General features: G+C 67.9%; 17 protein-coding genes. 15 read left to right on the top strand and 2 right to left on the bottom strand.

Features of this window, described 5'->3' with window-relative positions:
• Positions 1-196 precede the first annotated feature (196 nt).
• Entirely contained in the window at positions 197-3,370 is a 3,174-nt protein-coding gene (gene ileS, locus GOARA_RS09960; RefSeq protein WP_007322231.1) for an isoleucine--tRNA ligase, read from the top strand.
• Positions 3,371-3,418: 48 nt separating this feature from the next.
• Positions 3,419-4,939 carry a DNA polymerase IV gene (locus GOARA_RS09955; protein WP_007322230.1) on the top strand — a complete coding sequence of 507 codons (1,521 nt, stop codon included), beginning with the start codon at positions 3,419-3,421 and terminating at the stop codon, positions 4,937-4,939.
• Positions 4,940-5,309: 370 nt separating this feature from the next.
• Here the strand turns inward: GOARA_RS09955 and GOARA_RS09950 are convergent, their stop codons facing one another.
• The gene (locus GOARA_RS09950) at positions 5,310-6,275 is read right to left on the bottom strand and encodes an asparaginase (RefSeq protein WP_007322229.1); all 966 of its coding nucleotides are present in this window, start codon (positions 6,273-6,275) and stop codon (positions 5,310-5,312) included.
• Positions 6,276-6,429: 154 nt separating this feature from the next.
• On the opposite strand from GOARA_RS09950, the gene GOARA_RS09945 reads away from it, so the two are divergent.
• A complete protein-coding gene (locus tag GOARA_RS09945) occupies positions 6,430-7,008 on the top strand; it encodes a WKL family lipoprotein (protein WP_007322228.1) in 579 nt (192 codons plus the stop codon).
• Between the two features lie 22 nt (positions 7,009-7,030).
• On the opposite strand, the gene GOARA_RS09940 is transcribed toward GOARA_RS09945, so the two are convergent.
• Positions 7,031-8,008, bottom strand: coding sequence for a hypothetical protein (locus GOARA_RS09940; protein WP_007322227.1), 978 nt, complete (start codon positions 8,006-8,008; stop codon positions 7,031-7,033).
• A gap of 12 nt (positions 8,009-8,020) precedes the next feature.
• Between GOARA_RS09940 and lspA the strand changes: the two genes are divergently transcribed.
• The 12 genes from lspA to GOARA_RS09880 all read left to right on the top strand — a co-directional run bounded on the left by lspA (position 8,021) and on the right by GOARA_RS09880 (position 23,269).
• Positions 8,021-8,617, top strand: coding sequence for a signal peptidase II (gene lspA, locus GOARA_RS09935; protein WP_138947634.1), 597 nt, complete (start codon positions 8,021-8,023; stop codon positions 8,615-8,617).
• Complete coding sequence (locus GOARA_RS09930; protein WP_007322225.1) at positions 8,610-9,536, top strand: RluA family pseudouridine synthase; 927 nt, start codon at positions 8,610-8,612, stop codon at positions 9,534-9,536. Before lspA ends, GOARA_RS09930 begins: the two co-directional genes overlap by 8 nt.
• A gap of 102 nt (positions 9,537-9,638) precedes the next feature.
• The gene (gene dnaE, locus GOARA_RS09925; RefSeq protein WP_007322224.1) at positions 9,639-13,187 is read left to right on the top strand and encodes a DNA polymerase III subunit alpha; all 3,549 of its coding nucleotides are present in this window, start codon (positions 9,639-9,641) and stop codon (positions 13,185-13,187) included.
• 61 nt (positions 13,188-13,248) lie between these two features.
• The gene (ilvA, locus tag GOARA_RS09920; RefSeq protein ID WP_212763466.1) at positions 13,249-14,601 is read left to right on the top strand and encodes a threonine ammonia-lyase IlvA; all 1,353 of its coding nucleotides are present in this window, start codon (positions 13,249-13,251) and stop codon (positions 14,599-14,601) included.
• 218 nt (positions 14,602-14,819) lie between these two features.
• A complete protein-coding gene (locus tag GOARA_RS09915) occupies positions 14,820-15,617 on the top strand; it encodes an MlaE family ABC transporter permease (RefSeq protein ID WP_007322222.1) in 798 nt (265 codons plus the stop codon).
• Between the two features lies 1 nt (position 15,618).
• Positions 15,619-16,485 (top strand): MlaE family ABC transporter permease, encoded by an 867-nt coding sequence (locus GOARA_RS09910; RefSeq protein WP_007322221.1) that lies wholly within the window; start codon positions 15,619-15,621, stop codon positions 16,483-16,485.
• Between the two features lie 3 nt (positions 16,486-16,488).
• Positions 16,489-17,910 (top strand): MlaD family protein, encoded by a 1,422-nt coding sequence (locus GOARA_RS09905; RefSeq protein ID WP_007322220.1) that lies wholly within the window; start codon positions 16,489-16,491, stop codon positions 17,908-17,910.
• Complete coding sequence (locus tag GOARA_RS09900) at positions 17,892-18,926, top strand: MlaD family protein (protein ID WP_138947631.1); 1,035 nt, start codon at positions 17,892-17,894, stop codon at positions 18,924-18,926. The genes GOARA_RS09905 and GOARA_RS09900 overlap by 19 nt, the downstream gene beginning before the upstream one ends.
• Positions 18,917-19,909, top strand: coding sequence for an MCE family protein (locus GOARA_RS09895; RefSeq protein WP_373277743.1), 993 nt, complete (start codon positions 18,917-18,919; stop codon positions 19,907-19,909). Before GOARA_RS09900 ends, GOARA_RS09895 begins: the two co-directional genes overlap by 10 nt.
• Positions 19,903-21,000: an MCE family protein gene (locus GOARA_RS09890; RefSeq protein ID WP_007322217.1), complete on the top strand. Its 1,098-nt coding sequence runs from the start codon at positions 19,903-19,905 to the stop codon at positions 20,998-21,000. The genes GOARA_RS09895 and GOARA_RS09890 overlap by 7 nt, the downstream gene beginning before the upstream one ends.
• Complete coding sequence (locus GOARA_RS09885; protein WP_007322216.1) at positions 20,997-22,109, top strand: MlaD family protein; 1,113 nt, start codon at positions 20,997-20,999, stop codon at positions 22,107-22,109. The genes GOARA_RS09890 and GOARA_RS09885 overlap by 4 nt, the downstream gene beginning before the upstream one ends.
• A complete protein-coding gene (locus GOARA_RS09880; protein WP_007322215.1) occupies positions 22,109-23,269 on the top strand; it encodes an MlaD family protein in 1,161 nt (386 codons plus the stop codon). Before GOARA_RS09885 ends, GOARA_RS09880 begins: the two co-directional genes overlap by 1 nt.
• Positions 23,270-23,299: the final 30 nt, after the last annotated feature.

Here is a 23,299-nt window from a genome sequence, read left to right as displayed (position 1 = left end):
TCACCGGGGAGCACTCGGAAGAACGGGGCGCGCACGGCGTGCCCTCAGTAGAACCGGGCGGGAACGGGCCCGTCACAGCCCGAATGTTTGAGTGGCCGCCGTACCTGCGGGTGCGCGGCAAGCGGGGTGGTACCGCGACGACCGGCTGACCAGCCGGCGGCGTCCCCGTGCCAGTGACGAGCACGGAGGTACCCACGTGGCATCCAACGACCGCCCCTATCCCGTCGTCGACCTGACGGACGGGAGTCCGCGTGCACCGCGCTTCCCCGACGTCGAGCAACATGTGCTCGCCTATTGGGACGCCGACGACACCTTCGCCGCCTCGATCAGCAATCGGGCCGAGGCGCCGGAGTTCGTGTTCTACGACGGGCCGCCGTTCGCCAATGGACTGCCGCACTACGGCCATCTGCTCACCGGCTACGTCAAAGACGTCATCCCGCGGTTCCAGACCATGCTCGGCAAGCGCGTCGAGCGGCGATTCGGATGGGACACCCACGGCCTTCCGGCCGAGCTGGAAGCCGAGCGGCAGCTGGGCATCACCGACAAGGCGCAGATCGAGCAGATGGGCGTCGACAAGTTCAATGAGTACTGCCGCGATTCGGTGCTGCGCTATACCGGCGAATGGCGCAGCTACGTCCAGCGGCAGGCGCGATGGGTCGACTTCGACAACGACTACAAGACACTCGATCTCGACTTCATGGAGTCGGTCATGTGGGCGTTCAAAGCGCTTCACGACAAAGGGCTCGTCTATCAGGGCTACCGGGTGCTGCCCTACAGCTGGTACGAGCAGACGCCCCTGAGCAATCAGGAGTCCAAGCTCGACGACGCCTACCGGATGCGGCAGGACCCGGCCGTGACCGTCACCATGCCGCTGTCGGCCGACGGCGAGCTGGCCGCGCTCGACGGGGTCGACGCGCTCATCTGGACCACCACGCCGTGGACGCTGCCGTCGAATCTGGCGATCGCCGTGCACCCCGACATCGAGTACTCGCACGTGCGAGCGGAGAACGGGAAGCACTACCTGCTGGCGACCGCTCGGCTGGACGCCTACCGGGCGGAGCTGGGCGAGGAGCCCGAGACGGTGGGAACCTACACGGGCGCCCAACTGGCGGGACTGCGCTACACGCCGCCGTTCGACTACTTCGCCGGCCACGCCAACTCACACGTGGTGCTGCTGGCCGACTACGTGACGACCGAATCGGGTACCGGTGTCGTCCACCTCGCGCCCGCCTTCGGTGAAGAGGACATGGACGTCGCGACGGCGAACGGGATCGAGGTCGTGCGCCCACTGGACGAGGGAGCCCGGTTCACCGCCGAGGTGCCCCCCTACGAGGGGCAGATGGTCTTCGACGCCAACCCGGCGATCATTAAGGACCTGAAGGCCGCCGGCCGCATCCTGCGGCACGAGACGATCGAGCACTCGTATCCCCATTCGTGGCGCTCGGGGCAACCGCTGATCTACATGGCGGTGCCGAGCTGGTTCGTCGCCGTCACCAAGATCCGCGACCGGATGATCGAGCTCAACCAGGAGATCAACTGGTCGCCGTCGCACGTCCGGGACGGGCAGTTCGGCAAGTGGCTGGAGGGAGCGCGCGACTGGAACATCAGCCGCAACCGCTACTGGGGCGCACCGATCCCGGTGTGGGTCTCCGACGACCCGGCCTATCCGCGCGTCGACGTCTACGGCTCGCTCGACGAACTCGAGCGCGACTTCGGCGTCCGCCCGGACAATCTGCACCGGCCCTACATCGACGACCTGACGCGGCCCAATCCCGACGACCCGACCGGCGCGTCCACCATGCGCCGCGTCCCCGAGGTGCTCGACTGCTGGTTCGAGTCGGGATCGATGCCCTACGCGCAGGTGCACTACCCGTTCGAGAACCGGGACTGGTTCGACGGGAATCCCGCCACCGGCGAGATCGCCCACAACCCGGGCGATTTCATCGTCGAGTACAACGGCCAGACCAGGGGGTGGTTCTACAACCTGCACGTGTTGGCGACCGCGCTCTTCGATCGGCCGGCGTTCCGCAACGTCGCGGCACACGGCATCGTGCTCGGCAACGACGGGCAGAAGATGAGCAAGTCCAAGCGCAACTACCCCGACGTGAACGAGGTGTTCGACCGCGACGGCTCCGATGCGATGCGCTGGTTCCTCATGGCTTCGCCGATCCTGCGCGGCGGGAACCTGGTGGTCACCGAGCAGGGCATCCGCGAAGGGGTGCGCCAGGCACTGCTGCCGCTGTGGAACGCCTACAGCTTCCTGCAGCTCTACGCCGAGCGCCCGGCGACGTGGCGCACCGACTCGGACAACGTGCTGGACCGCTACATCCTGGCCAAGCTGACCCAGACCCGCGACGAGATCACCGATGCGCTGGCCGTATTCGACATCTCCGGGGCGTGTGAGTCGTTCCGCGAGTTCTGCGAGGCGCTGACGAACTGGTACGTGCGCCGGTCGCGGTCGCGATTCTGGGCCGGCCAGGACGAGGACCCCGACGCCTTCGACACGTTGTACACCGTGCTGGAGGTGGCCAGCAGGCTGGCCGCGCCGCTGCTGCCGTTGGCCACCGAGGCTATCTGGCGCGGCCTCACCGGTGAGCGTTCGGTGCACCTCACCGACTGGCCGACGGCCGACGAATTGCGCGGCGACGCCGACCTCGTGGCCGCGATGGACGACGTGCGCGCGGTGTGCTCGGTGACCTCCAGCGTGCGCAAGGCGAACAATCTGCGCGTCCGGCTGCCGCTGCCCGCGCTGACCATCGCCTCGCCGACGGCTGAGCGGCTGACGCCCTACACGGATCTGATCGCCGACGAGATGAACGTGAAATCCGTTGCACTGCACACGGATCCATCGCAGTTCGGCCGCAGCGAGGTCGTGGTGAACGCGCGCGCCGCCGGTCCGCGCCTCGGCAAGGACGTGCAGCGCGTGATCAAGGCGGTCAAGTCCGGCGACTGGTCGGTCGTCGCGGCCGACGACGGGTCCGAAGTCGTCGTCGCCGACGGCATCGAACTGCACGACGGCGAATACACGCGCAAGCTGGTCGCCACCGCGCCGGATTCGACGGCCGAGCTGCCCGGCGGGACCGGGCTGGTCGTCCTCGACACCGCAGTCACCCCGGAGCTGGAGGCCGAAGGCTGGGCCAAGGACCGGGTCCGCGAACTGCAGGAGGCACGCCGCGAGCTCGATCTGGACGTGTCCGACCGGATCGCGGTGCGCCTGGCGGTCCCGGCCGAACGCGCGGACTGGGCGCGGACGCACGCGAGCCTCATCGCCGGCGAGGTGCTGGCCACCGAGTTCGAGGTCGACGCCGGCGGCGCATCCGGTTCGGTTGAACTCGGCGACGGTGCGAGCGCGGATATCCGCAAGGCCTGACATGGTCGGCGGCGGCGCACGGCGCCGGGAGCGCAACCGGCGGGGCCGATGACCCCGACCGGTGACCGGTGGGTGCTGCACCTGGACATGGACGCCTTCTTCGCGTCGGTGGAGCAGTTGACGCGCCCGACGCTGCGGGGGCGCCCGGTCCTGGTCGGCGGTCGCGGCGGGCGGGGCGTGGTCGCCGGGGCGAGCTACGAGGCGCGGGCGTTCGGCGCGAGGTCGGCGATGCCGATGCACCAGGCCAGACGGCTCGTCGGCGCCGGAGCAGTGGTGGTGCCGCCGCGAGGGGCGGTGTATCGGGCGGCGAGCGGGCGCGTGTTCGACGTCGTGCGGTCGCGCATCCCGGTCATCGAGATGCTGTCCTACGACGAGGCGTTCGGGGAACCCGCCGAGCTCGCCGGGGCGAGCGTCGCCGATGCGCGGGCCTTCGCCGAGGAACTGCGCGCCGAGATCAGCCGGCGCACCGGGCTGACCGCGTCGGTCGGGCTGGGCAGCGGCAAGCAGATCGCCAAGATCGCATCCGGCGCGGCCAAGCCGGACGGGGTGCTCGCTATCGAACCCGACCGGGAACTCGCGTACTTGCACGCGCTGCCGGTGCGCAAACTGTGGGGGATCGGGCCGGTGTCCGGCGACCGGCTGGTGCGCCTGGGGATCGAGACCATCGGCGACTTCGCCGCGCTCGACCCCAGCGAGGCCGCCTCGGTACTCGGCGCCAAAATCGGTGCGGCACTGCACGAACTGGCCAGGGGCGTCGACCACCGCCCAGTGCACGAGCGTGCCGAGGCGAAACAGATCAGCTCCGAATCGACGCTGGCCGTCGACATCGTCGCCCTCGGCCCCTTGCGCGAGGAGCTCACCCGCGCCGCCGCCGACGCGCACCGACGGCTGCTGGCCGACGGACGGCTGGCCCGCACGGTGGTGGTCAAACTCAAACGCGCCGACATGTCGGTGCTGACGCGCTCGGCGACCCTGCCCGTCGGTACCTCCGACCTGCACGACCTCACGGCGGCCGCACAGCGGCTCGCGCTGGACCCGTTGGAGGTCGGGCCGATCAGGCTCGTCGGGGTCGGATACACCGGTCTCACCGCCGCCGAGCAGTTCACCCTCTTCGACAGTGCTCCCGACGATGTCGCGACGGGTCCCGACCTCGACGAGGACGACTTCGACAGCGCCTTCGACGGCGCGGCGGTACTGGTCCGTGCCGGCGAGCAGGCCGACGTGCCGGTTCCTGTGCCCGACGACGGGCCGGTTCCTGTGCCCGACGACGGGCCGGTTCCGGTGCCCAACGGGCCGGTCCCACTGCTCGGCGGCGAGCCGACTCCTGCGCCCGACGACGAGCCGACTCCGGCGTCCGACGACGACGGGCCCGATCCGTCGTGGACGACCGGATCCGATGTCCGCCACGACGAGTTCGGACACGGTTGGGTGCAGGGGACCGGACACGGTGTGGTGACGGTTCGCTTCGAGACCCGCGCGACCGGTCCGGGGGTGGCAAGGACCTTCTCCTTGCCCGAGCCGGCCCTGCACGTGGCCGATCCGCTCGCTTCGCTGGCCTGGGACGACTGAACCCGCCGACCGTGCCCAGATTCTCGCCGAGCGTGCCCAGATTCTCGCCGAGCGTGCCCGGAATCTCGCCGAGCGTGCCCGGAATCTCGCCGAGCGTGCCCACATTCTCGTCGAGTGTGCCCACATTCTTGCCGACTGTGCCCACATTCTCGCCGAGCGTGCCCACAATCTCGCGGCAGTGTCTAGAACTCACCTACCCCGGCGGCAGTTGGGTGCGGAGTTGGGTAGGTCGGCGCAAAATCTGGGCACAGTCGGCGGAAATGTGGACACGGTCGGCGTGGAACTGGGCACGGTCGGCGGAAATGTGGGCACGGTCGGCGTGGAACTGGGCACGGTCGGCGGAAATGTGGGCACGGTCGGCGGCGCGACCTTACGCCGGAGCCGAGCGAGCCAGGAAGTCGGCGACCTGGTCGCGGGTGGCGCCGGCGGTCAGCAGCGCGACCAGGGCGATCCGGGCCTGCGGTGCGCGCAACCAGCCCGAGACGATCGCGCCGGCTGCGACCAGGTCGACGGCTCCACCGCCGCCGCCGTACCGGGCTGCCACTTCGCCGTAGGGGACCCGGGTGCTGACCACGACGATGACCCCCTGCTGTACCGCCAGCGACACCTGGGCGGTGATATCGGGATGGGTGTTTCCCGACCCGGTCGCCGACAGGACGATTCCGGCCGCGTGCTGGGCGACCGCGGCGGCGATGATCCCGGGGCTGACGCCGGGGTAGAGGGCGATGGTGTCGACGCGGGCGGTGCGGCCGGCGGGTACCGGCAGGTCCGCCAGGGGGCGTCCCAGCGACGGGTGCACGACGTCGTAGGCGCGCAGCGAGTCGGTACTGACCTTGAACAATCCGCGGACCGGCTGCGGGGCACCGCCGACGACGACCTGGACGCCCCGGCCGGCCGATTCGGGATCGACCGCGCAGGCGATGGCCGCCACGATGTTGGCGGGTCCGTCGGCATCGGGGTGGTCGCTGGGCAACTGGGCGCCGGTGAACACGATCGGCCGCGGGTCGTGGGCGTACAGGTCGACGAGGTAGGCGGTCTCTTCCATCGTGTCGGTGCCGTGTGTCACTACGACCCCGCTCACATCGGGATCCGAGAGCGCCCCGATGGCCGCGGTGGCGATGATGAACTGGTCGGTCGTGCGCAGCGCCGAGGAGTCGCGCGTCATCAGGTCGATGGTCGTGATCTCGGGTGTTTCTGCCGAACCGGCCTGGTCAGAGGCCTCCCGAGCCAGATTCATGAGGTCGCCGGAGTGAAGGACCGGGACCGCGCCGCCTGCGGTCTGGTGTGCGGCGACCGTACCGCCTGTGGTGATGAGCACGATCCGCTTCGACCCCATGGGTCTAGCGTGTGGGAACCAACCGGTGGGGTCAAGCGTTGACGGCGTGTTGACTCATGCGAACCGCGGGTTGCGGGCGTGGTGAACTAGCCTCTACGGGGGCTTTGGCATAGTGGTGCGCGACCTTGTGCGCCGTCAGAGAAGGAAATGGACTGTGAAACTACCGAGGATTTTCGCCGGTGTGATGGTGGCCGGAATGGCGCTGTCGGTGGCTGCCTGTGGCGGCAACGACGACGACGGCCTGCCGGAGCTGCCTCCGATCAGCACGTCGACGCAGGCGTCGGCGCCTGCGGCGTCAGGCGCCGCGGATGATCTGAGCGGACTGACCAATGCCAAGAAGCGGCCGACGGTCGCCGTGCTGAACCAGATGCTGGAGACGGCGCTGGACCCCGATGTTCCCAACGCGGAGAAGACCAAACTGGTCGAGGGATCGGAGAAGGACCCCGACGTCTTCGACAAGCTGGTCCAGGCCCGCAAGGAGAACCCGGACGCGACCTACAAGATCATCCCGCCGGTCATCCCGGCCGGCCCCAAGAAGGCCACCGTCAAGGTGCAGGTGAAGATCGGCGAGAACCCGCCGGCCAAGGCCGAGGCCAGCATCGTCTACACCGGCGGTCGCTGGAAGCTGTCGAGGAACACCGTGTGTCCGCTGCTGGAGGGCAACGACGTCAAGACCGCGATGTGCCCGGCGACGATGAAGCCGTCCGCGCGCACGCCCAAGCCGGCCGGCTAGGACGAGCAGAACGACGAACCCGCTACCGGCTCCACTGGAGCTGGTAGCGGGTTTGCTGTACCAGCGGCCGACCCGCGTCGGCCCCGACCAGTTCGCGGGCGCCGCGCACGTCCAGGGAGCCGCCGACCGGTAGGGCGCGGCGCAGGTCGAGGCGCGCGGTGCCCTTGCCCAGTGCGGTGTAGCGCGCTATCCGCAAGGTTTTGCCGGTTCCCGGCACCGTGTAGTCCGACCCGGTCGGTGTCTCGTCGACGGAGATGTCGAGGTCGACGGTGTCGCCGGTGCGTGCCCGCAAGGTCGCGGTGACCGTCTGTCGCACGGGAGTCGCGCCGAGGACGGTGCGGACCGCGCGCCAGCTCGCACCGACGCCGACGGGCTCGGACGGCACCGCGACGAGGTTCTGCAGCGCCGTCGCGAGCGTGTTCTCGATGACAGCGCGCGCCGTCGTCGGCGCGCCGGGATTGGGCCACAGCCGCAGCGACACCGGCACGCCGCCCGCTCCGAGGGTGAGTCCGCCGCGCGACCCCGCGTCCTTGCCGAGATCGGCCGAGAGCACCGGGTCGGTTGCCGTGAGCGTGTCGAAGCGCAGCGCCACGTCCTGATCGTCGGAACAGTGGTGGCGCACCGTCAGACCGACCGTCACGGTCTGATCCTCGCGCGAGGCCGCATCGCCCTCGGCCGGAGCACCCGCACCGTCGTCGGCCAGGCGCGACAGCACGGTCGTCGTCGACGTCGCGCGCACCTGCTGCGCGCTGGCGCGATCGGGGGCGGCTCGCAGCACCCGGTGCGGCGCCGCTCCCGCGGAGATCAATTCGACCGTCGGCGCCGCGAGCGGGATCGGCCGGACGGCCGGATCGGCGGTGGTTGCGCCGGTGGCGCACGGGCCGTCGTCGACCGCGTCGTCACCGCCGCCGCACGCGACGAGCAGCGCGGCGAGCACGCCGGCGAGCGGGATCGCGGCGGCACGGCGCAGCGTCGACGTGGTGGCGAACCGGGTGAGCACGGGCCCAGCGTACTGGGCCCCGCACCCGCGCCACGTACCCTGGTCGTCGTGCAAAAGCGATACTCGACGACCCTGACCGTGCTCGGGGTCGCCCTCGCGATCTGGGTTCTCGACGTCCTCACCAAAACGTGGGCCGTCGCCGAACTGGAGGGGCGGGACCCGGTGTACCTGCTGGGCACCGACTGGGCGCGGCTGCTCTTGCTGCGCAACAGCGGCGCCGCGTTCTCCATGGCCACCGGCTACACGTGGATCCTCAGCATCATCGCAGCGGTCGTGGCCGTGGCGATCATCCGCCTGGCGGGCAATCTGCGCTCGCGATGGTGGATCCTGGGTCTCGGGCTGGTGCTCGGCGGCGCGCTGGGCAACCTCACCGACCGGGTGTTCCGGGCACCCGGACCGCTGCAGGGACACGTGGTCGACTTCGTCGCCATCGGCTGGTGGCCGGTATTCAACGTCGCCGACTCTGCGGTGGTGTGCGGCGCGGTCCTGCTGGTCGTGCTGACGGTCCTGGGCTACGACTACGACGGGGGCCGCAGCGGCTGGGCGGCCAGGCGCCGGTCCGAGGGGGACGAGCGCCACGACAACGAGACCGACGACGCCCGTGCGTGAATCACGGTCGTTGCCGGTGCCCGACGGCGTGGCGCAGATGAGGGTCGACGCGGGGGTGGCGCGAATCCTCGGGATCTCCCGGACGGTGGCCGCCGAACTCGCGGCGGCGGGTGACATCACCGTCGACGGGGCCGTCGTCGGCAAGTCCGACAAACTGCGCGCCGGCACATTGCTCGAGGTACTGCTCCCGGCGCCGCCGGAGCCGCTGCGGATCGAGCCGACTCCGGTGGAAGACCTGGAGGTGATCTACCACGACTCGGACATCATCGTCATCGACAAGCCGGTCGGGGTGGCGGCGCACCCGTCGCAGGGATGGTCGGGTCCGACGGTGATCGGTGCGCTCGACGCCGCCGGGTTCCGCATCTCGACCTCCGGGGCCCACGAGCGACAGGGGATCGTGCAGCGTCTCGACGTCGGCACGTCGGGGCTGATGGTCGTCGCGGCCTCCGAGCACGCGTACACCGTGCTCAAGCGGGCGTTCAAGCAGCGCACCGTCGACAAGCGCTACCACGCGCTGGTCCAGGGTCATCTCGACCCGCCGTCGGGCACGATCGACGCGCCCATCGGCCGCCACCCGGGCAGCGATTGGCGGTTCGCGGTGACGGCGAACGGCAAGCCATCGATCACCCACTACGACACGCTGGAGATGTTCGCCGCCGCGTCACTGATCGACGTAAAACTGGAGACCGGGCGCACCCACCAGATCCGGGTGCACTTCTCGGCGATGCACCATCCGTGCTGCGGCGACCCGACCTACGGCGCCGACCCGGTGCTGGCCGCCCGGCTGGGGCTGGAGCGGCAGTGGCTGCACGCACGAGAATTGTCGTTCGCGCATCCGGCGGACGGGCGCGAAGTGCGTTTCGTCAGCCCGTACCCGGCCGATCTCCAGCACGCCCTCGACGTGCTCCGGGAGGGCTGATTCGGGTCGTCGTCGGACGGCTCCGCAGTCACGCCCGTCTCATTCGTCACGGGCTGGCGTGCCGCGCTGCCACTGTCGGACCGCCGACCTAGAGTGGACGCCGTGACCGACTCGCGCTCCTTCGTCCACCTGCACAACCACACCGAGTATTCGATGCTCGACGGTGCGGCGAAGGTCGGTCCCCTGTTCGCCGGGGCCAAGCGCCTGGGCATGACCGCGATCGGGATGACCGACCACGGCAACATGTACGGGGCCAGCGAGTTCTACAACGTCGCGGTACGTCACGACATCAAGCCGATCATCGGCATCGAGGCCTACATCGCACCGGAATCGCGGTTCTCCACCAAGCGTGTGCAATGGGGCACCCCGGACCAGCGCTCCGACGACGTCTCGGGTAGCGGAGCGTACACGCACATGACGATGGTCGCGGAGAACGCGACCGGCCTGCGCAACCTGTTCAAGCTATCGTCGCTGGCCTCGATCGAGGGGCAGCTGGGCAAATGGGCGCGCATGGACGCCGAACTGATCGCGCAGTACGCCGAGGGCATCATCGCGACGACCGGCTGCCCGTCGGGCGAGGTGCAGACGCGGCTGCGCCTCGGACACGAGCGGGAGGCTTTGGAGGCCGCGGCCAAATGGCGCGACATCTTCGGCCCGGACAACTTCTATCTCGAACTGATGGAGCACGGCATCGAGATCGAGAGCCGGGTGCGCGACGGGCTCCTCGACATCGGCCGGAAACTCGGCATCAAGCCGCTCGCCACCAACGACTGCCACTACGTCACCCAGACCGATGCCGGCGCCCACGAGGCGTTGCTGTGCGTGCAGACCGGCAAAACCCTGTCGGACCCGACGAGGTTCAAGTTCGACGGCGACGGCTACTACCTCAAATCAGCGGCGGAAATGCGCGAGCTGTGGGACGCGCAGGTCCCGGGAGCCTGTGACTCGACGCTGGAGATCGCCGAGCGCGTCCAGTCCTACGAGGAGGTGTTCACCCACCGCGACCGAATGCCGGTGTTCCCGGTGCCGGAGGGCGAGAGTGAAGCAACCTTCCTGCGCAAGGAGGTGATGACCGGCCTGGCCCAGCGGCGTTTCCCCGGAGGCGACGTTCCGCAGGAGTACCTGGACCGGGCCAACCTCGAACTCGACATCATCATCCAGATGGGTTTCCCGGCCTACTTCCTCGTGGTCGGCGATCTGATCGCGCACGCCCACGAGGTCGGAATCCGGGTCGGACCCGGCCGCGGATCGGCGGCCGGGTCGATCGTCGCGTGGGCGTTGGGCATCACCAACATCGACCCGCTGCCGTACGGGTTGCTCTTCGAGCGCTTCCTCAACCCCGAGCGCGTGTCGATGCCCGATATCGATATCGACTTCGACGATCGGCGCCGCGGTGAAATGGTGCGCTACGCCACCGAGAAGTGGGGCGAGGACAAGGTCGCCCAGGTCATCACGTTCGGCACCATTAAGACCAAGGCCGCACTGAAGGACTCGGCGCGCGTGCAGTTCGGGCAGCCGGGCTATGCGATCGCCGACCGGATCACCAAGGCCCTGCCGCCGCCGGTGATGGCCAAGGACATTTCCGTGTCGGGGATCACCGACCCCTCCCACGAGCGCTACGGCGAGGCCTCGGAGGTGCGGGACCTGATCCAGTCCGACCCCGACGTCAAGAAGATCTACGACACGGCGCTCGGACTGGAGGGGCTGATCCGCAACGCCGGCGTGCACGCCTGTGCGGTCATCATGTCCAGCGAGCCGCTGACCGATGCGATCCCGGTGTGGAAGCGCCCCCAGGACGGCGCGATCATCACCGGCTGGGACTACCCGTCGTGCGAGGCCATCGGCCTGTTGAAGATGGATTTCCTCGGTCTGCGCAACCTGACGGTCATCAACGACGCGCTGGAGAACATCAAGGGCAACCGCGGCATCGAGCTGGACATGGACACGCTGCCGCTGGACGACCCGGCGACGTTCGACCTGCTGTCGCGCGGGCAGACGCTGGGCGTGTTCCAGCTCGACGGCGGGCCGATGCGCGACTTGTTGCGCCGCCTTCGGCCGACCGTGTTCGAGGACATCATCGCCGTCGGCGCGCTGTACCGGCCGGGCCCGATGGGGATGAACGCCCACAACGACTACGCCGACCGCAAGAACGGCCGTCAGCAGGTCAAGCCCATCCACCCGGAACTGGAAGAGCCGCTGCGCGAGATCCTCGCCGAAACCTTCGGCCTGGTCGTCTATCAAGAGCAGATCATGCAGATCGCGCAGAAGGTCGCCGGTTACTCGATGGGGCAGGCCGACAACCTGCGGCGCGCCATGGGAAAGAAGAAGAAGGAAGTCCTCGACGAGGCTTACGAGGGCTTCGCCAAGGGCATGGTCGACAACGGCTTCTCCAAGGCGGCGATCAAGGCGCTGTGGGACACGGTGCTGCCGTTCGCCGGCTACGCGTTCAACAAGTCGCATGCCGCGGCGTACGGGCTGGTGTCCTATTGGACGGCCTACCTCAAGGCCAACTATCCCGCCGAGTACATGGCCGGGCTGCTCACGTCGGTCGGCGACGACAAAGACAAGTCGGCGATCTATCTCGCCGACTGCCGCAAGCTGGGGATCACCGTCCTCCCGCCCGATGTCAACGAGTCGCAGCCGAACTTCGCCGCCGTCGGCACCGATATCCGGTTCGGCCTCGCCGCCATCCGCAACGTGGGAACCGGCGTCGTCGACTCGATCATCGCCTCGCGCTCCGCCAAGGGAAAGTTCGCCAGCTTCTCCGACTACCTGGCCAAGATCGACGTCGGCGCCTGCAACAAGAAGGTGACCGAGTCGCTGATCAAGGCCGGCGCCTTCGACTCCCTGGAGCATCCGCGCAAAGGCCTGTTCCTGGTGCACGCCGACGCCGTCGACTCGGTGCTCGGCACGAAGAAGGCCGAAGCGATGGGGCAGTTCGACCTGTTCGGCGACATGGGCGGCGACGATTCGGCGGCGGAGGTCTTCGCGGTGAAGGTGCCCGACGAGGAGTGGGAATCCAAGCACAAGCTCGCTCTCGAACGGGAGATGCTAGGCCTGTACGTCTCGGGCCATCCGCTGGCCGGCGTCGAGCACGCGATTGCCGCCGAAACCGACACGTCGATCACCAGCCTGCTCGAGGGCGACGTCGCCGACGGCACCCAGATCACCATCGGCGGCATCATCTCGAACGTGAACCGCCGGGTGACCAAGAAGGGGGAGTCGTTCGCCGCGGTCACCGTCGAGGACCTCGTCGGTGGCGTGGAGGTCTACTTCTTCCCGCGGGCCTATGCAGCGTTCGCGATGGACATCGCCCAGGACAACATCGTGCTCGTCCGCGCACAGGTCAAGTATCGCGACGACGGCATGACCATCATCGCGAACGATCTCGCCGTTCCGGATCTCAAGGCCTCCGGCGCGGCCAAGCCGCTGGCCCTGACCATCAGCGCCAGGCTGTGCACCCCCGACCGGGTGACCGACCTCAAGCAGGTGCTCAGCCGTCATCCCGGGCCGTCCGACGTGCATGTGACGCTGGTCAGCGAGCAGCGCTCGACCGTCCTGCGGCTCAATGAATCGCTGCGGGTCACGCCGTCGTCGGCACTCATGGGTGACCTGAAGGCCCTCCTCGGGCCGTCGTGCCTGGGCGCGTGAGATTATTGGGGTCGTGACCGACGCCCCAGTACAACCGCCTGAGCCCGCCCAGCCGTCCGCCCTGCCGACCGTCGCCGACATCGGCGCGGCGGCCGAGCGGATCGAGGGCGTCGTCATTCAGTCGCCGCTCGAGTACTGCCCGCGGTTGTCGGCCCGGTTCGGCGTCACGGTATACCTCAAGCGCGAGGATCTGCAGCCCGTGCGCTCGTACAAGATCCGCGGCGCCTACAACGTCATGGCGCAGCTGAGCCCGGCCGAACTGGACCGCGGCGTCGTCGCGGCGAGTGCGGGAAACCATGCGCAGGGCGTCGCGTTCGCCTGTCGCGCGATGGGGGTGAAGGGCCGCATCTACGTGCCGACGACCACGCCCAAGCAGAAGTGCGACCGCATCCTGTGGCACGGCGGGGATTTCGTCGAACTGGTCAAGACGGGTGACACCTACGATGCCGCGGCGGCCGCAGCGCTGGCCGACGTGGCGGAATCCGGTGCGGTGTGGATTCACCCGTTCGACGATCCGCGCACGGCGGCGGGGCAGGGAACCATCGCACGCGAGATCGTCGAGCAGCTCGGTGCCGCACCGTCGCTGACGGTTGTCCCGGTCGGCGGCGGCGGCTGTCTCACCGGCGTCATGACGTACCTGCGCGCCAACGATCCGAATACCCGGGTCGTCGGCGTCGAGCCGGCGGGCGCCCCGTCGTTGGGCGTCGCCCTGGTCGCCGGGGGCCCGGTGACGCTCGAGGAGATCGATTCCTTCGTCGACGGTGCGGCAGTCCGCCGCGTCGGTGCTCTCGCATACGCCGCGGTGTCGGCCGCCGGGGCCGTGGTCGTGGATCGCCCGGATCTGGCCGAGTACCGCGCGACCGGTGTCGCCGGGGTCCGGTTGGTCGCGCAGGACGCGCCGGTGGCGCCGGGCGAGGTGCGTCTGACACAGGTCGACGAGGGGGCGATCTGTTCGACGATGCTGGAGCTTTACCAGAACGAGGGGATCATCGCCGAGCCGGCCGGTGCGCTTGCCGCCACCGCGCTCGAAGGTCTCGATCTCGCGGGTTCGGGGCTCACCGAGGATTCGACGGTGGTCGTCTTGGTGTCCGGCGGCAACAACGACGTGTCCCGGTACGGCGAGATCATCGAGCGCTCGCTGGTGCACCGCGGTCTCAAGCACTACTTCCTCGTCGACTTCCCGCAGGAGCCCGGTGCGTTGCGGCGATTCCTCGACGAAGTGCTCGGCCCCGACGACGACATCACGTTGTTCGAGTACGTCAAGCGAAACAACCGGGAGATCGGTGCCGCGCTCGTCGGTATCGAACTCGGATCGCCAGATGGGCTAGACCCCCTGGTCAAACGGATGGACGAGTCGCGCCTGAAGTGTCAGCGACTCCATCCGGACTCGGCGGAGTACCGGTATTTGACCTGACACGAGTAGGGCATGTGACCCAAATCGCAATGGGGTGACGCGAGCCAGGTATATTACTCACGAGTCGGATCGCCGAGCGAGCATCGCGGAGGGCGAATCCGGCTGACGATGGGGTCCCCGACGGGGGCGGCCCCAGGCCGAGGACTAGTGAAGGCAGGGGCGTGGTCACAAGTACTCCGAACACGGACATACCGGCGAAACCCTCTCGGGTTTCGCCGGTGCGCAAGTGGTGGAGCGAGCACATCGTCGCGTCGTTCGACACGTTCGGTCGCCAGCTGGGCATGTTCGTCGAAGTCTTTCGCGCACTGTTCACCGATATCGGCAAACGGCAGTTCCCCTTCGGGGAGTTCATCCGCCAGTGTGCCTTCATGGCGAGCACGTCGGTGTTCCCGACACTGCTGGTCGCCATCCCGATCGGCGTCATCGTGTCGATCCAGGTGTCGAACATCGCAGGCCAGATCGGTGCGAATGCGTTCGCCGGCGCCGCGACCGGGTTGGGCGTCATCCGCCAGGGCGCCCCGCTGGTCACATCGCTGATCATCGCCGGCGCGGTCGGCTCGGCCATCGCCGCCGACTTGGGGTCGCGCACGATTCGCGACGAGATCGACGCGATGAAGGTGATGGGCGTCAACCCGATCCAGCGTCTGATCTCGCCGCGCCTGCTGGCCACCATGGTCGTCAGCTTCCTGCTCTGCGGCTTCGTCTGCTTCGTCGGCTTCATCACCGGCTACATCTTCAACGTCTACATGCAGGGCGGAACGCCGGGTTCCTATACGAGTACCTTTTCGTCTTTCGCAGCTCCGTCGGACTTATGGTTCGCCATGATCAAGGCCGTGATATTCGGTGCAATCGTGGCCATCGTCGCGTGTGACCGGGGACTGAACACGAAGGGCGGACCGGCCGGCGTCGCCGACTCGGTGAATGCCGCGGTCGTCAACTCGGTGCTGCTGCTGTTCACCGTGAACGTGGTCCTCACCCAGGTGTTCGCGCTGATCATCCCGGCGAAGGTGGTGTGAGATGACCGCATCGAGGTATACGCCGCCGGTCCTGCGGCCGGTCGAGATCGCCAAGGGCGCGTACCGGGGGCCGCGCGACGCGCTCGCCCGGATGGGCCACCAGCTGACCTTCTTGCTGAAGTCGCTGGGCGCGGTGCCGCTAACGTTCAAGCACTACTCCAAAGAGGTGTGGCGCCTGCTCGCCGACATCGCGTGGGGCAACGGCGCCATCGTCGTCGGCGGCGGCACGGTCGGCGTCATGGTGATCCTGGGCATCATGGGCGGTGCCACGGTCGGCATCGAGGGCTACACCGCACTACACCTGCTGGGCATGGACCCGGTGGTCGGCGCGATCTCGTCCTTCGCCACGACACGTGAGATCGCACCGCTGCTCGCCGCGACGGCGTTCACGGCGCAGGCGGGCTGTCGGTTCACCGCGCAGCTGGGCTCGATGCGGATCAGCGAGGAGATCGACGCGCTCGAATCGATCGCGATCCGGCCGATGCCCTATCTGGTGACCACGCGCATGATGGCCGCGGTCCTCTCGATCGTGCCGCTGTACGCGATCGCCCTCGCGGCGAACTACCTGGCCTGCCAGATCATGTTCCAGGTGCAGAGTGGTCAGGGAAACGGAACCTACCTGTACTACTTCCAGCAGTTCCTGCTGTCGTGGGACATGGTGCTCTCGTTCCTCAAGGTGATCGTGTTCGTGCTGCTCACGACGTTCATCCAGTGCTATTACGGCTACTTCGCCAGCGGCGGTCCGGAGGGCGTCGGCGTGGCAGCGGGTCACGCCATCCGCTTGGCGATCATCGTGATCGTGTTCGCAAACCTGATCATGACCCTGGTCTTCTGGGGGACATCGGCGGGAATCAGGATCTCGGGGTAACAGATGCCATTCATCGATACGAGCGGGCGCAATCCCTCGCTGACCAGCTATGTCCTGCGCGGCGCCGTCTTCGTGGCGGTCCTCGCGGTGCTCTTCACGCTGCTCGGCATGCGCTATCAGGGCCGTTTTGACAAGGTCGTCCCGGTCACGGCGACGCTGACCGACGTCGGCGACGGGCTGGTCAGCGCGGCCGACGTGCGCTACAACGGCTACATCGTCGGCGAGGTCGCCGGAGTCACCCCGTCCGAACGCGTCGGGAAGAACGGCATCCAGATGCGCGACGTGAAGATCGAGCTGGACCCCAAGCAGGCCGAGGGGATTCCGGGCAACGTCACCGCTCGAACCGTGCCGTCGAACCTGTTCGGCGTGAACTCGGTCGAGCTGCTGCCGCCCCCCGAAGGGGCCACGCCGACCAAGCTGACCTCCGACGCGAAGATCGAGGCCGATCAGACCATGGCCACGTTGGCGCTGCAGGACGCGCAGAACCAGCTGCGCGACATCATGCGCGCCGTGCCGCCGGAACAGTTCGCGGCGGTGCTCGGCACCATCGCCGACGCGATGCGCGGCGGAGGCACCACCTTCGCGATGTTCTCCGAATCGTTGCGCGAGTACTTCGAGCAGCTCAACGCCATGTTCCCGGCCGGCGCGCGACCGGGGTTCGATGATTTCAACGCCACGGTCATGGGCCTGTCGCGCTCCGCGCCCCAGCTTCTCGACGCGCTGGGCAAGAGCGTGGTCCCCGCGGCGACGATCGCGGAGAACCAGCGCAACATGACCGCGCTGCTGTCGGCGGCCCAGGGAGTCACCGACGAGACCCTCGCGCTGTTCGCGGCCAACGGCGACGTCGGCAAGCACCTGGTGTCCGACATGCGGCAGGTCGTGGGTGCCGCGGTGCTCGAACCGCGCGCCCTGCCCGACGCAATCGTCGCGCTGAACCGGCTGGCCGCCCGCGTCCAGACGGTCTTCACCGGCAGCAACGGCCACGTCCGGCTGAACCTCGGCATCAGCTTCGGCGTCTTCATGCGCTACACGCGCCAGAACTGCCCGGTCTACAACGGCGGGAAGTTCGGCCAGCTGCGCGGTCCGGGCTGTGTGGGACCGGGCACGGGTACCGGCCCGACGAGTTCCGGGCCGCTGGCGATCTTCCCGCCCAGCATGCGCCGGATGGCGGCCGGATCGGTGACGACCGGCACCGACGTCGACACGCTGCGCAAGATGCTGGGCCGCGATCCCTCGCCGGCCGAGATCCTGATGCTCGGCCCACTGGTCGACTCGACCAAGCCGAAGGCGGACCGGGCTCCGAAACCGCCGGGACAGCGCAAACCGTCGGCCCGCAAGTCCGACCGGGATAAGAAGCCCCAGACGAAGCGGCCCGACGCGAAACCACGTGAAGCCAAACCCCAGCAATCGGAAGGAGAACGATGAGCATCCGCAAACCGCTGATCGGGTTCTCCCTGTTCGCGGTGATGGCCCTCCTGCTGACCTACACGATCTGGTCGACGCTGGAACGGTCCGGCCCGCGCAGCACCAACGAGTATTCCGCGGTCTTCAACGATGCTGCCGGTTTGGCGAGCGGCGACGACGTCCGCATGGCCGGGGTCCGCGTCGGACGCGTCAGCACGATCAAGCTGGAGAACGGCAAGGCGCGAGTCGATTTCACCGTCGACTCCGGCCAACGGGTCTACGCGGCGACGAAGGCGGCCATCCGGTATCAGAACCTGATCGGGCAGCGGTACATCGCCCTGAGCCTCGTCGACGGCCAGCCGCGCACCGAGCTGGCCGCGGGGGAGCGGCTGAAGCAGGAGTCGGAGGATTCCTTCGACGTGACCAGGCTGCTCGCCGGTTTCCAGCCGTTGTTCGAAACCCTGACCTCCGAGCAGATCAACGGTCTGTCCGAAGGCCTGATCGCGGTGTTCCAGGGTGACCAGGTCTCGCTGAAGAACACCGTCGCCCAGGTCAGCACGCTCGCCAACGACATGGCCAACCGCGACGAGGTGATCGGGTCGATCATCGCTCACCTGTCGGGGGTCATGCGCGATCTGTCGAGGCAGGGCAGCCAGATGTCGGACCTCGTGAAGGGCACCGGCGATCTGGTCGCGAGCCTGAACTCGAACTCGGCCGCCTTCGGCAAGGCCGTGAGCGAGATCGGCCGGACCGCCAGCGGATTCGGCAACATCCTCGGACAGACGCAGAACTCCCTCGCCACCGCGGGCAACGATGCGGCTGCGGCGACCAACAAGCTCATCAAACTGGGGTCGAAGCTGGACCGGGCGGCCGTCGAGCTTCCCGTCTTCCTCGCCCACTTCCCGATGGTGATGGGTGAAGGGGCCCACTTGAACATCTATGCCTGCGACCTCGACATCGCCTTCGGCGACGTCCTCCTCCCACCGGGTCTGCTCAACAAGCTCGGCGGCACGGCGCATTCGGAGGCATGCCGATGAGTGCGAGATCGATGTACCGCGAACGCCCGCAGCTGTGGACGGGAGTCATCGGCGCCCTCGTGCTCGTGCTGCTGCTCGTCGGAGTCTTCGTGCTGGCCGGAGCCAACCTGGGCAAGAAGAGCTACTACGGCGACTTCGCACAGGCCGGCGGAATCCGTCCCGGCGACAAAGTGCGGGTGGCCGGCATCGACGTCGGCGAGGTGACCGGGACCAGCCTGGAACGCGATCACGTCAAGGTGTCGATGAAGGTGAACCGTGAGGTCGACGTGCGGTCCAACGGCTCGGCGGAGATCAAGATGTCGACGCTGCTGGGTCAGCGCTACGTCGACATCGCGCTCGGCGACGCTCCCGACAAGCTGGACGGCGCGCAGATCAAGGACACGAGGGTGCCCTACGACCTGCAGAAGACCATCGAGGCGGGCACGCCGATCCTGGCCGGCATCAACCCCGACGATCTCTCGTCGAGCTTGACCGAGCTGAACCGGCAGTTGCAGGGCACGCCGGCGCTGGCGCGCCCCGCGATCGACGGTCTGGCCCGCATGTCGGAGGTCATCACCAGTCGTAAAGACCAGATCAACCAGCTGATCGCCGACACCAAACAGGTCACGTCGATCGTCGACGACAGCCAGGTGCAGCTCGCGATGATCATCGGCCAGGGCCAGCAGCTGGCCAGCAAGATCGTCGCTCGGGAGGCGCTCGTGACGCGCCTGCTCGACGGTCTGGCGACCCTGACGCGCCACGCGCAGGCCATCGGACAGGAGAACGCGGGCAAGCTCGCCCCCGTCATGGCGAACATCCAGACGATCTCCCAGGGGCTGGAGAAGAACAGGGACAACCTGCGCAAGTTGCTGGAGATCCTGCCGATCACCGCGCGTGCGACGGTGAACATCACCGGTGACGGCCCCTACGCGAACAGCTATCTGCCGTGGGGATTGTTCCCGGACAACTGGCTGTGCACGGCCCGGGTGGTGGACGGATGCTGACGAAGAAGTTGAGCCGGCCGGTCGCGGCTGTCGCCGTGGTGCTGGCGGCCGGGCTGATGTCCTCGTGCTCGCTGATGCCGGCCGGGATCGCCTCGAAACTCGGTCAGGCGTATGAACTCACCGCCTACTTCGACAGCGTCGCCGGCCTGTACCAGGGCAACGACGTCGCCGTGCTGGGCATGCCGGTCGGGCGGGTGACGAAGATCGAACCGGAGGGCGCGCGCGTCAAAGTCCGGTTCACGGTCGACCGGTCGATCTCGGTGCCCAAGGAGGTCACCGCGGCGATCGTGAACACCTCGATCGTCACCACTCGTCATATCGAACTCTCCCCGGTGTACGTGGAGGGCGAGAAGCTGGGCAACGGTGACACGGTGAAGGACACGAAGGCGCCCGTCGAAATCGCCGAGTTGTTCGATTCGGTCGACCGCCTGATGAAGACGTTCGCCGGCGACGGCGCGGGCAAGGGCCCGCTGGCCGACTTCCTCGGCCTGGCCGACGGCATTACGGCCGAGAACGGTCAGCGCTTCGCCGAGGCGGTGACGCAGATGAGCAAGGCGGGCAAGCTGGCCTCCGACAACGGGGATGCGCTGGTCGAGCTGATCAAGATGATCAACAACCTCACCTCGAAGCTGGTCGCCAACTATCCGAAGATGCGCGCCTTCTCCAACTCGGTGACCAACGTGGCGGCAACGCTGGACCGGCAGTCACCCGGTCTGCTCGCGGCCATGGCCGACCTCAACGTGATGCTGCGCAACACCAGCGAGTTCTTGGCCAACAACTCGGGGACGATCGGCGTCTCGACCGCCAAACTAGCCGCGCTGGCGGAGAACCTCGGCGACTACTCGCGCCAGGTCGTCGAAGCCATCGACCTGGGCCCCCTGCTGTTCCAGAACCTGTCCAACTCGATCTCGGAGGAACAAGGCGCCTGGCGCGCCGGCGTGCACCTGGACAAGGCGCTGCTCGACAACGAGATGCTGGCCCGGTTCTGCGAGTCGATCAACCTGCAGAAGAACGGCTGCCGTACCGGTCAGCTGAAGGACTTCGGTCCGGACCTGGGTATTTTCTCGGCGATCTTGGAGAAGGTGAAATGACAGCCAACAAGCGCGCGCGTGCCGCGCTGACCGTCGGGGTCGCGGTCACGCTGGCATTGTCGGGTTGCAGCAGGCTTCCCGGACTGACCGTCGAGCAGATCCCGCTTCCCGCTCCCGGTGGCATCGGCGACTCGATCGAGGTGCGGACCTCCTTCGACAACGCGCTGAACCTGCCGTCGCACGCCAAGGTCAAGCTCTACGGCACCGACGTCGGCGTCGTCACGAAGATCCAGGCCCGCGACTACCGCGCGATCGTCACGATGCAGGTCAGCAAGGACGCGAAACTGCCGTTGAACACCGGAGCTGAGCTGCGGCAGGCGACGCCGTTGGGCGACGTTTTCGTCGCCCTGAAGCCGCCGACCGACGGTGCGGGGGCCCTCGTTGCCGACGGGGGACAGCTGCAGGGTGATACGAGTGCCGCGGCGACCGTCGAGGACCTGTTGGTCACGGCGGCCGCGACGGTCGACGGCGGATCGCTCGGTTCCCTGCAGACGATCATCACCGAACTGTCCGCCGCGGTCGGCACGACGCCGGAAGACCACCGCGACCTCGTCGGCGTGCTCCGCGGGTTCACCACCGCGATCTACCGCCTCAACGCCAACGCGGCCGAGGTCGACAAGTCGATGGCCGTGACCCGCAGCCTGACCGCACAGCTCTCGGACGGCCGTCCGCAACTCCAGGCCGCGATCGCCAAGCTCCCGGCCGCGGTCAACGCGGTGAACAGCCAGATGTCAATGATCCTGGCCACCATCGACAAGACGAACAAGGTCACCGCGGCCACGAACGACTTCCTCAACACCAACGAGCAGAACACGATCGAGTTCGTCGAGTCGCTGTCGGTGGCGCTGGCCGGCCTCCAGGACGCGACCAACACGCTCGGACCGCTGGTCGACAACCTGCACCTGCTGTTGCCGAAGTGGGCGAAGTCGACGCAGTCGTCGGCGGCCTCGGTCTCGGCGCGGGTCTACTACCTCACGCCGGGCACCGGGTTCGACGCGGCCTCGCGGTTCCCCGAACTCAAGGACCTCGACGAGTCGACCAAGACGCTGCAGCAGACGCTGACGCGGATTCTGGGGCGGCTCACCGGAACGAAGGGGTGCTGCTCCTAATGGCATGGATCAGGAAGCACACCGTGCTCCTCGGCAATATCGCCCTGGTGCTGGTCATGCTCGTCGGCCTGGCGTACCTGGCGTTCGGGTCGCTGCGCTGGCGTCCGCTGACCGACACCTACGACCTCACCGTCCACTTCAAGAACTCCGGCGGCGTCCAGACCACCTCCGACGTCAACCTGCGCGGAGCGCGGATCGGCGACGTCCGGGAAATCCGGGTACAACCCGATCACGTCGCGATCCGGGTGAAGATCGACAACGGGGTCAAGATCAACCGCAACGCGCTGGTGCGGGCGAGCGGACTGTCGGCCGCCGGTGAGCAGTTCATCGACTTCCGTCCGACGACCGCCGACGGACCCTACTTCCAGAACGGCGATGTCGTCGACACCAGGCAGACCGAGTCTGCCGTGGCTTTCCCGAAGGTGCTGGAGACGACCCTGGACGTGGTCGAGCAAATCGATCCGAAGAAGCTGGCGTCGACGATCGAACAGCTCGACATCGCCCTTGGCCGCGGGCGTGACACCAACGATCTGCGAGTCCTGCTGGACTCCGCCGGCACGATCTTCGCCGATCTGTACAAGGTGCTGCCGCAAACGCAGAACCTGATCAACAACGCCGGCACGATCCTGAACACCTCCAGCGGGATCCAGCCGGATCTGCAGCGCCTCGTCAGCGGTGGCAGCTCCGTGATCAACGCGGCGATGGCGGCCGACAAGGAGCTGCGCACCCTGCTGGGCAACGGCGCCACCCAGGTGAGCAGCCTGACCGGTTCGCTGAACGAGATCCGCGATCCGGTGACCGATGTCCTGAAGCAATTCCGCGAAGTCGCCAGGCAGGGGGCGCTGCGCGCGCCGGCCATCGCGGCGCTGCTGCCCGCGGTCCGCGACGGATCGGCCAAGTCGATGGCGATGTTCCATCACGGAGCCTGGTGGGCCATGGCGACGCTGTTCCCGCGCCCCGCGTGCACCTACCCGGTGACGCCGACGCGTCCGTCGAAGCTGCAGGAACTCACGATTCCGCTGAACCTCTACTGCGCGACGGAGAATCCCGACCAGCAGATTCGCGGTGCGGCGAACGCACCGCGACCGCCCGGGGACGACACGGCCGGACCGCCGCCGAATTTCGATCCCAACGCGCGCACGGTCCCGTTGGACAAGTAGCGTGACCACCACCGCCCGGCCCGCGGTGAG

It is taken from the genome of Gordonia araii NBRC 100433, assembly GCF_000241265.1.
GTDB lineage: Bacteria > Actinomycetota > Actinomycetes > Mycobacteriales > Mycobacteriaceae > Gordonia > Gordonia araii.
The sequence above is the reverse complement of the archived record's forward strand: the minus strand, read 5'-3'. Positions and strand labels throughout refer to the sequence as shown.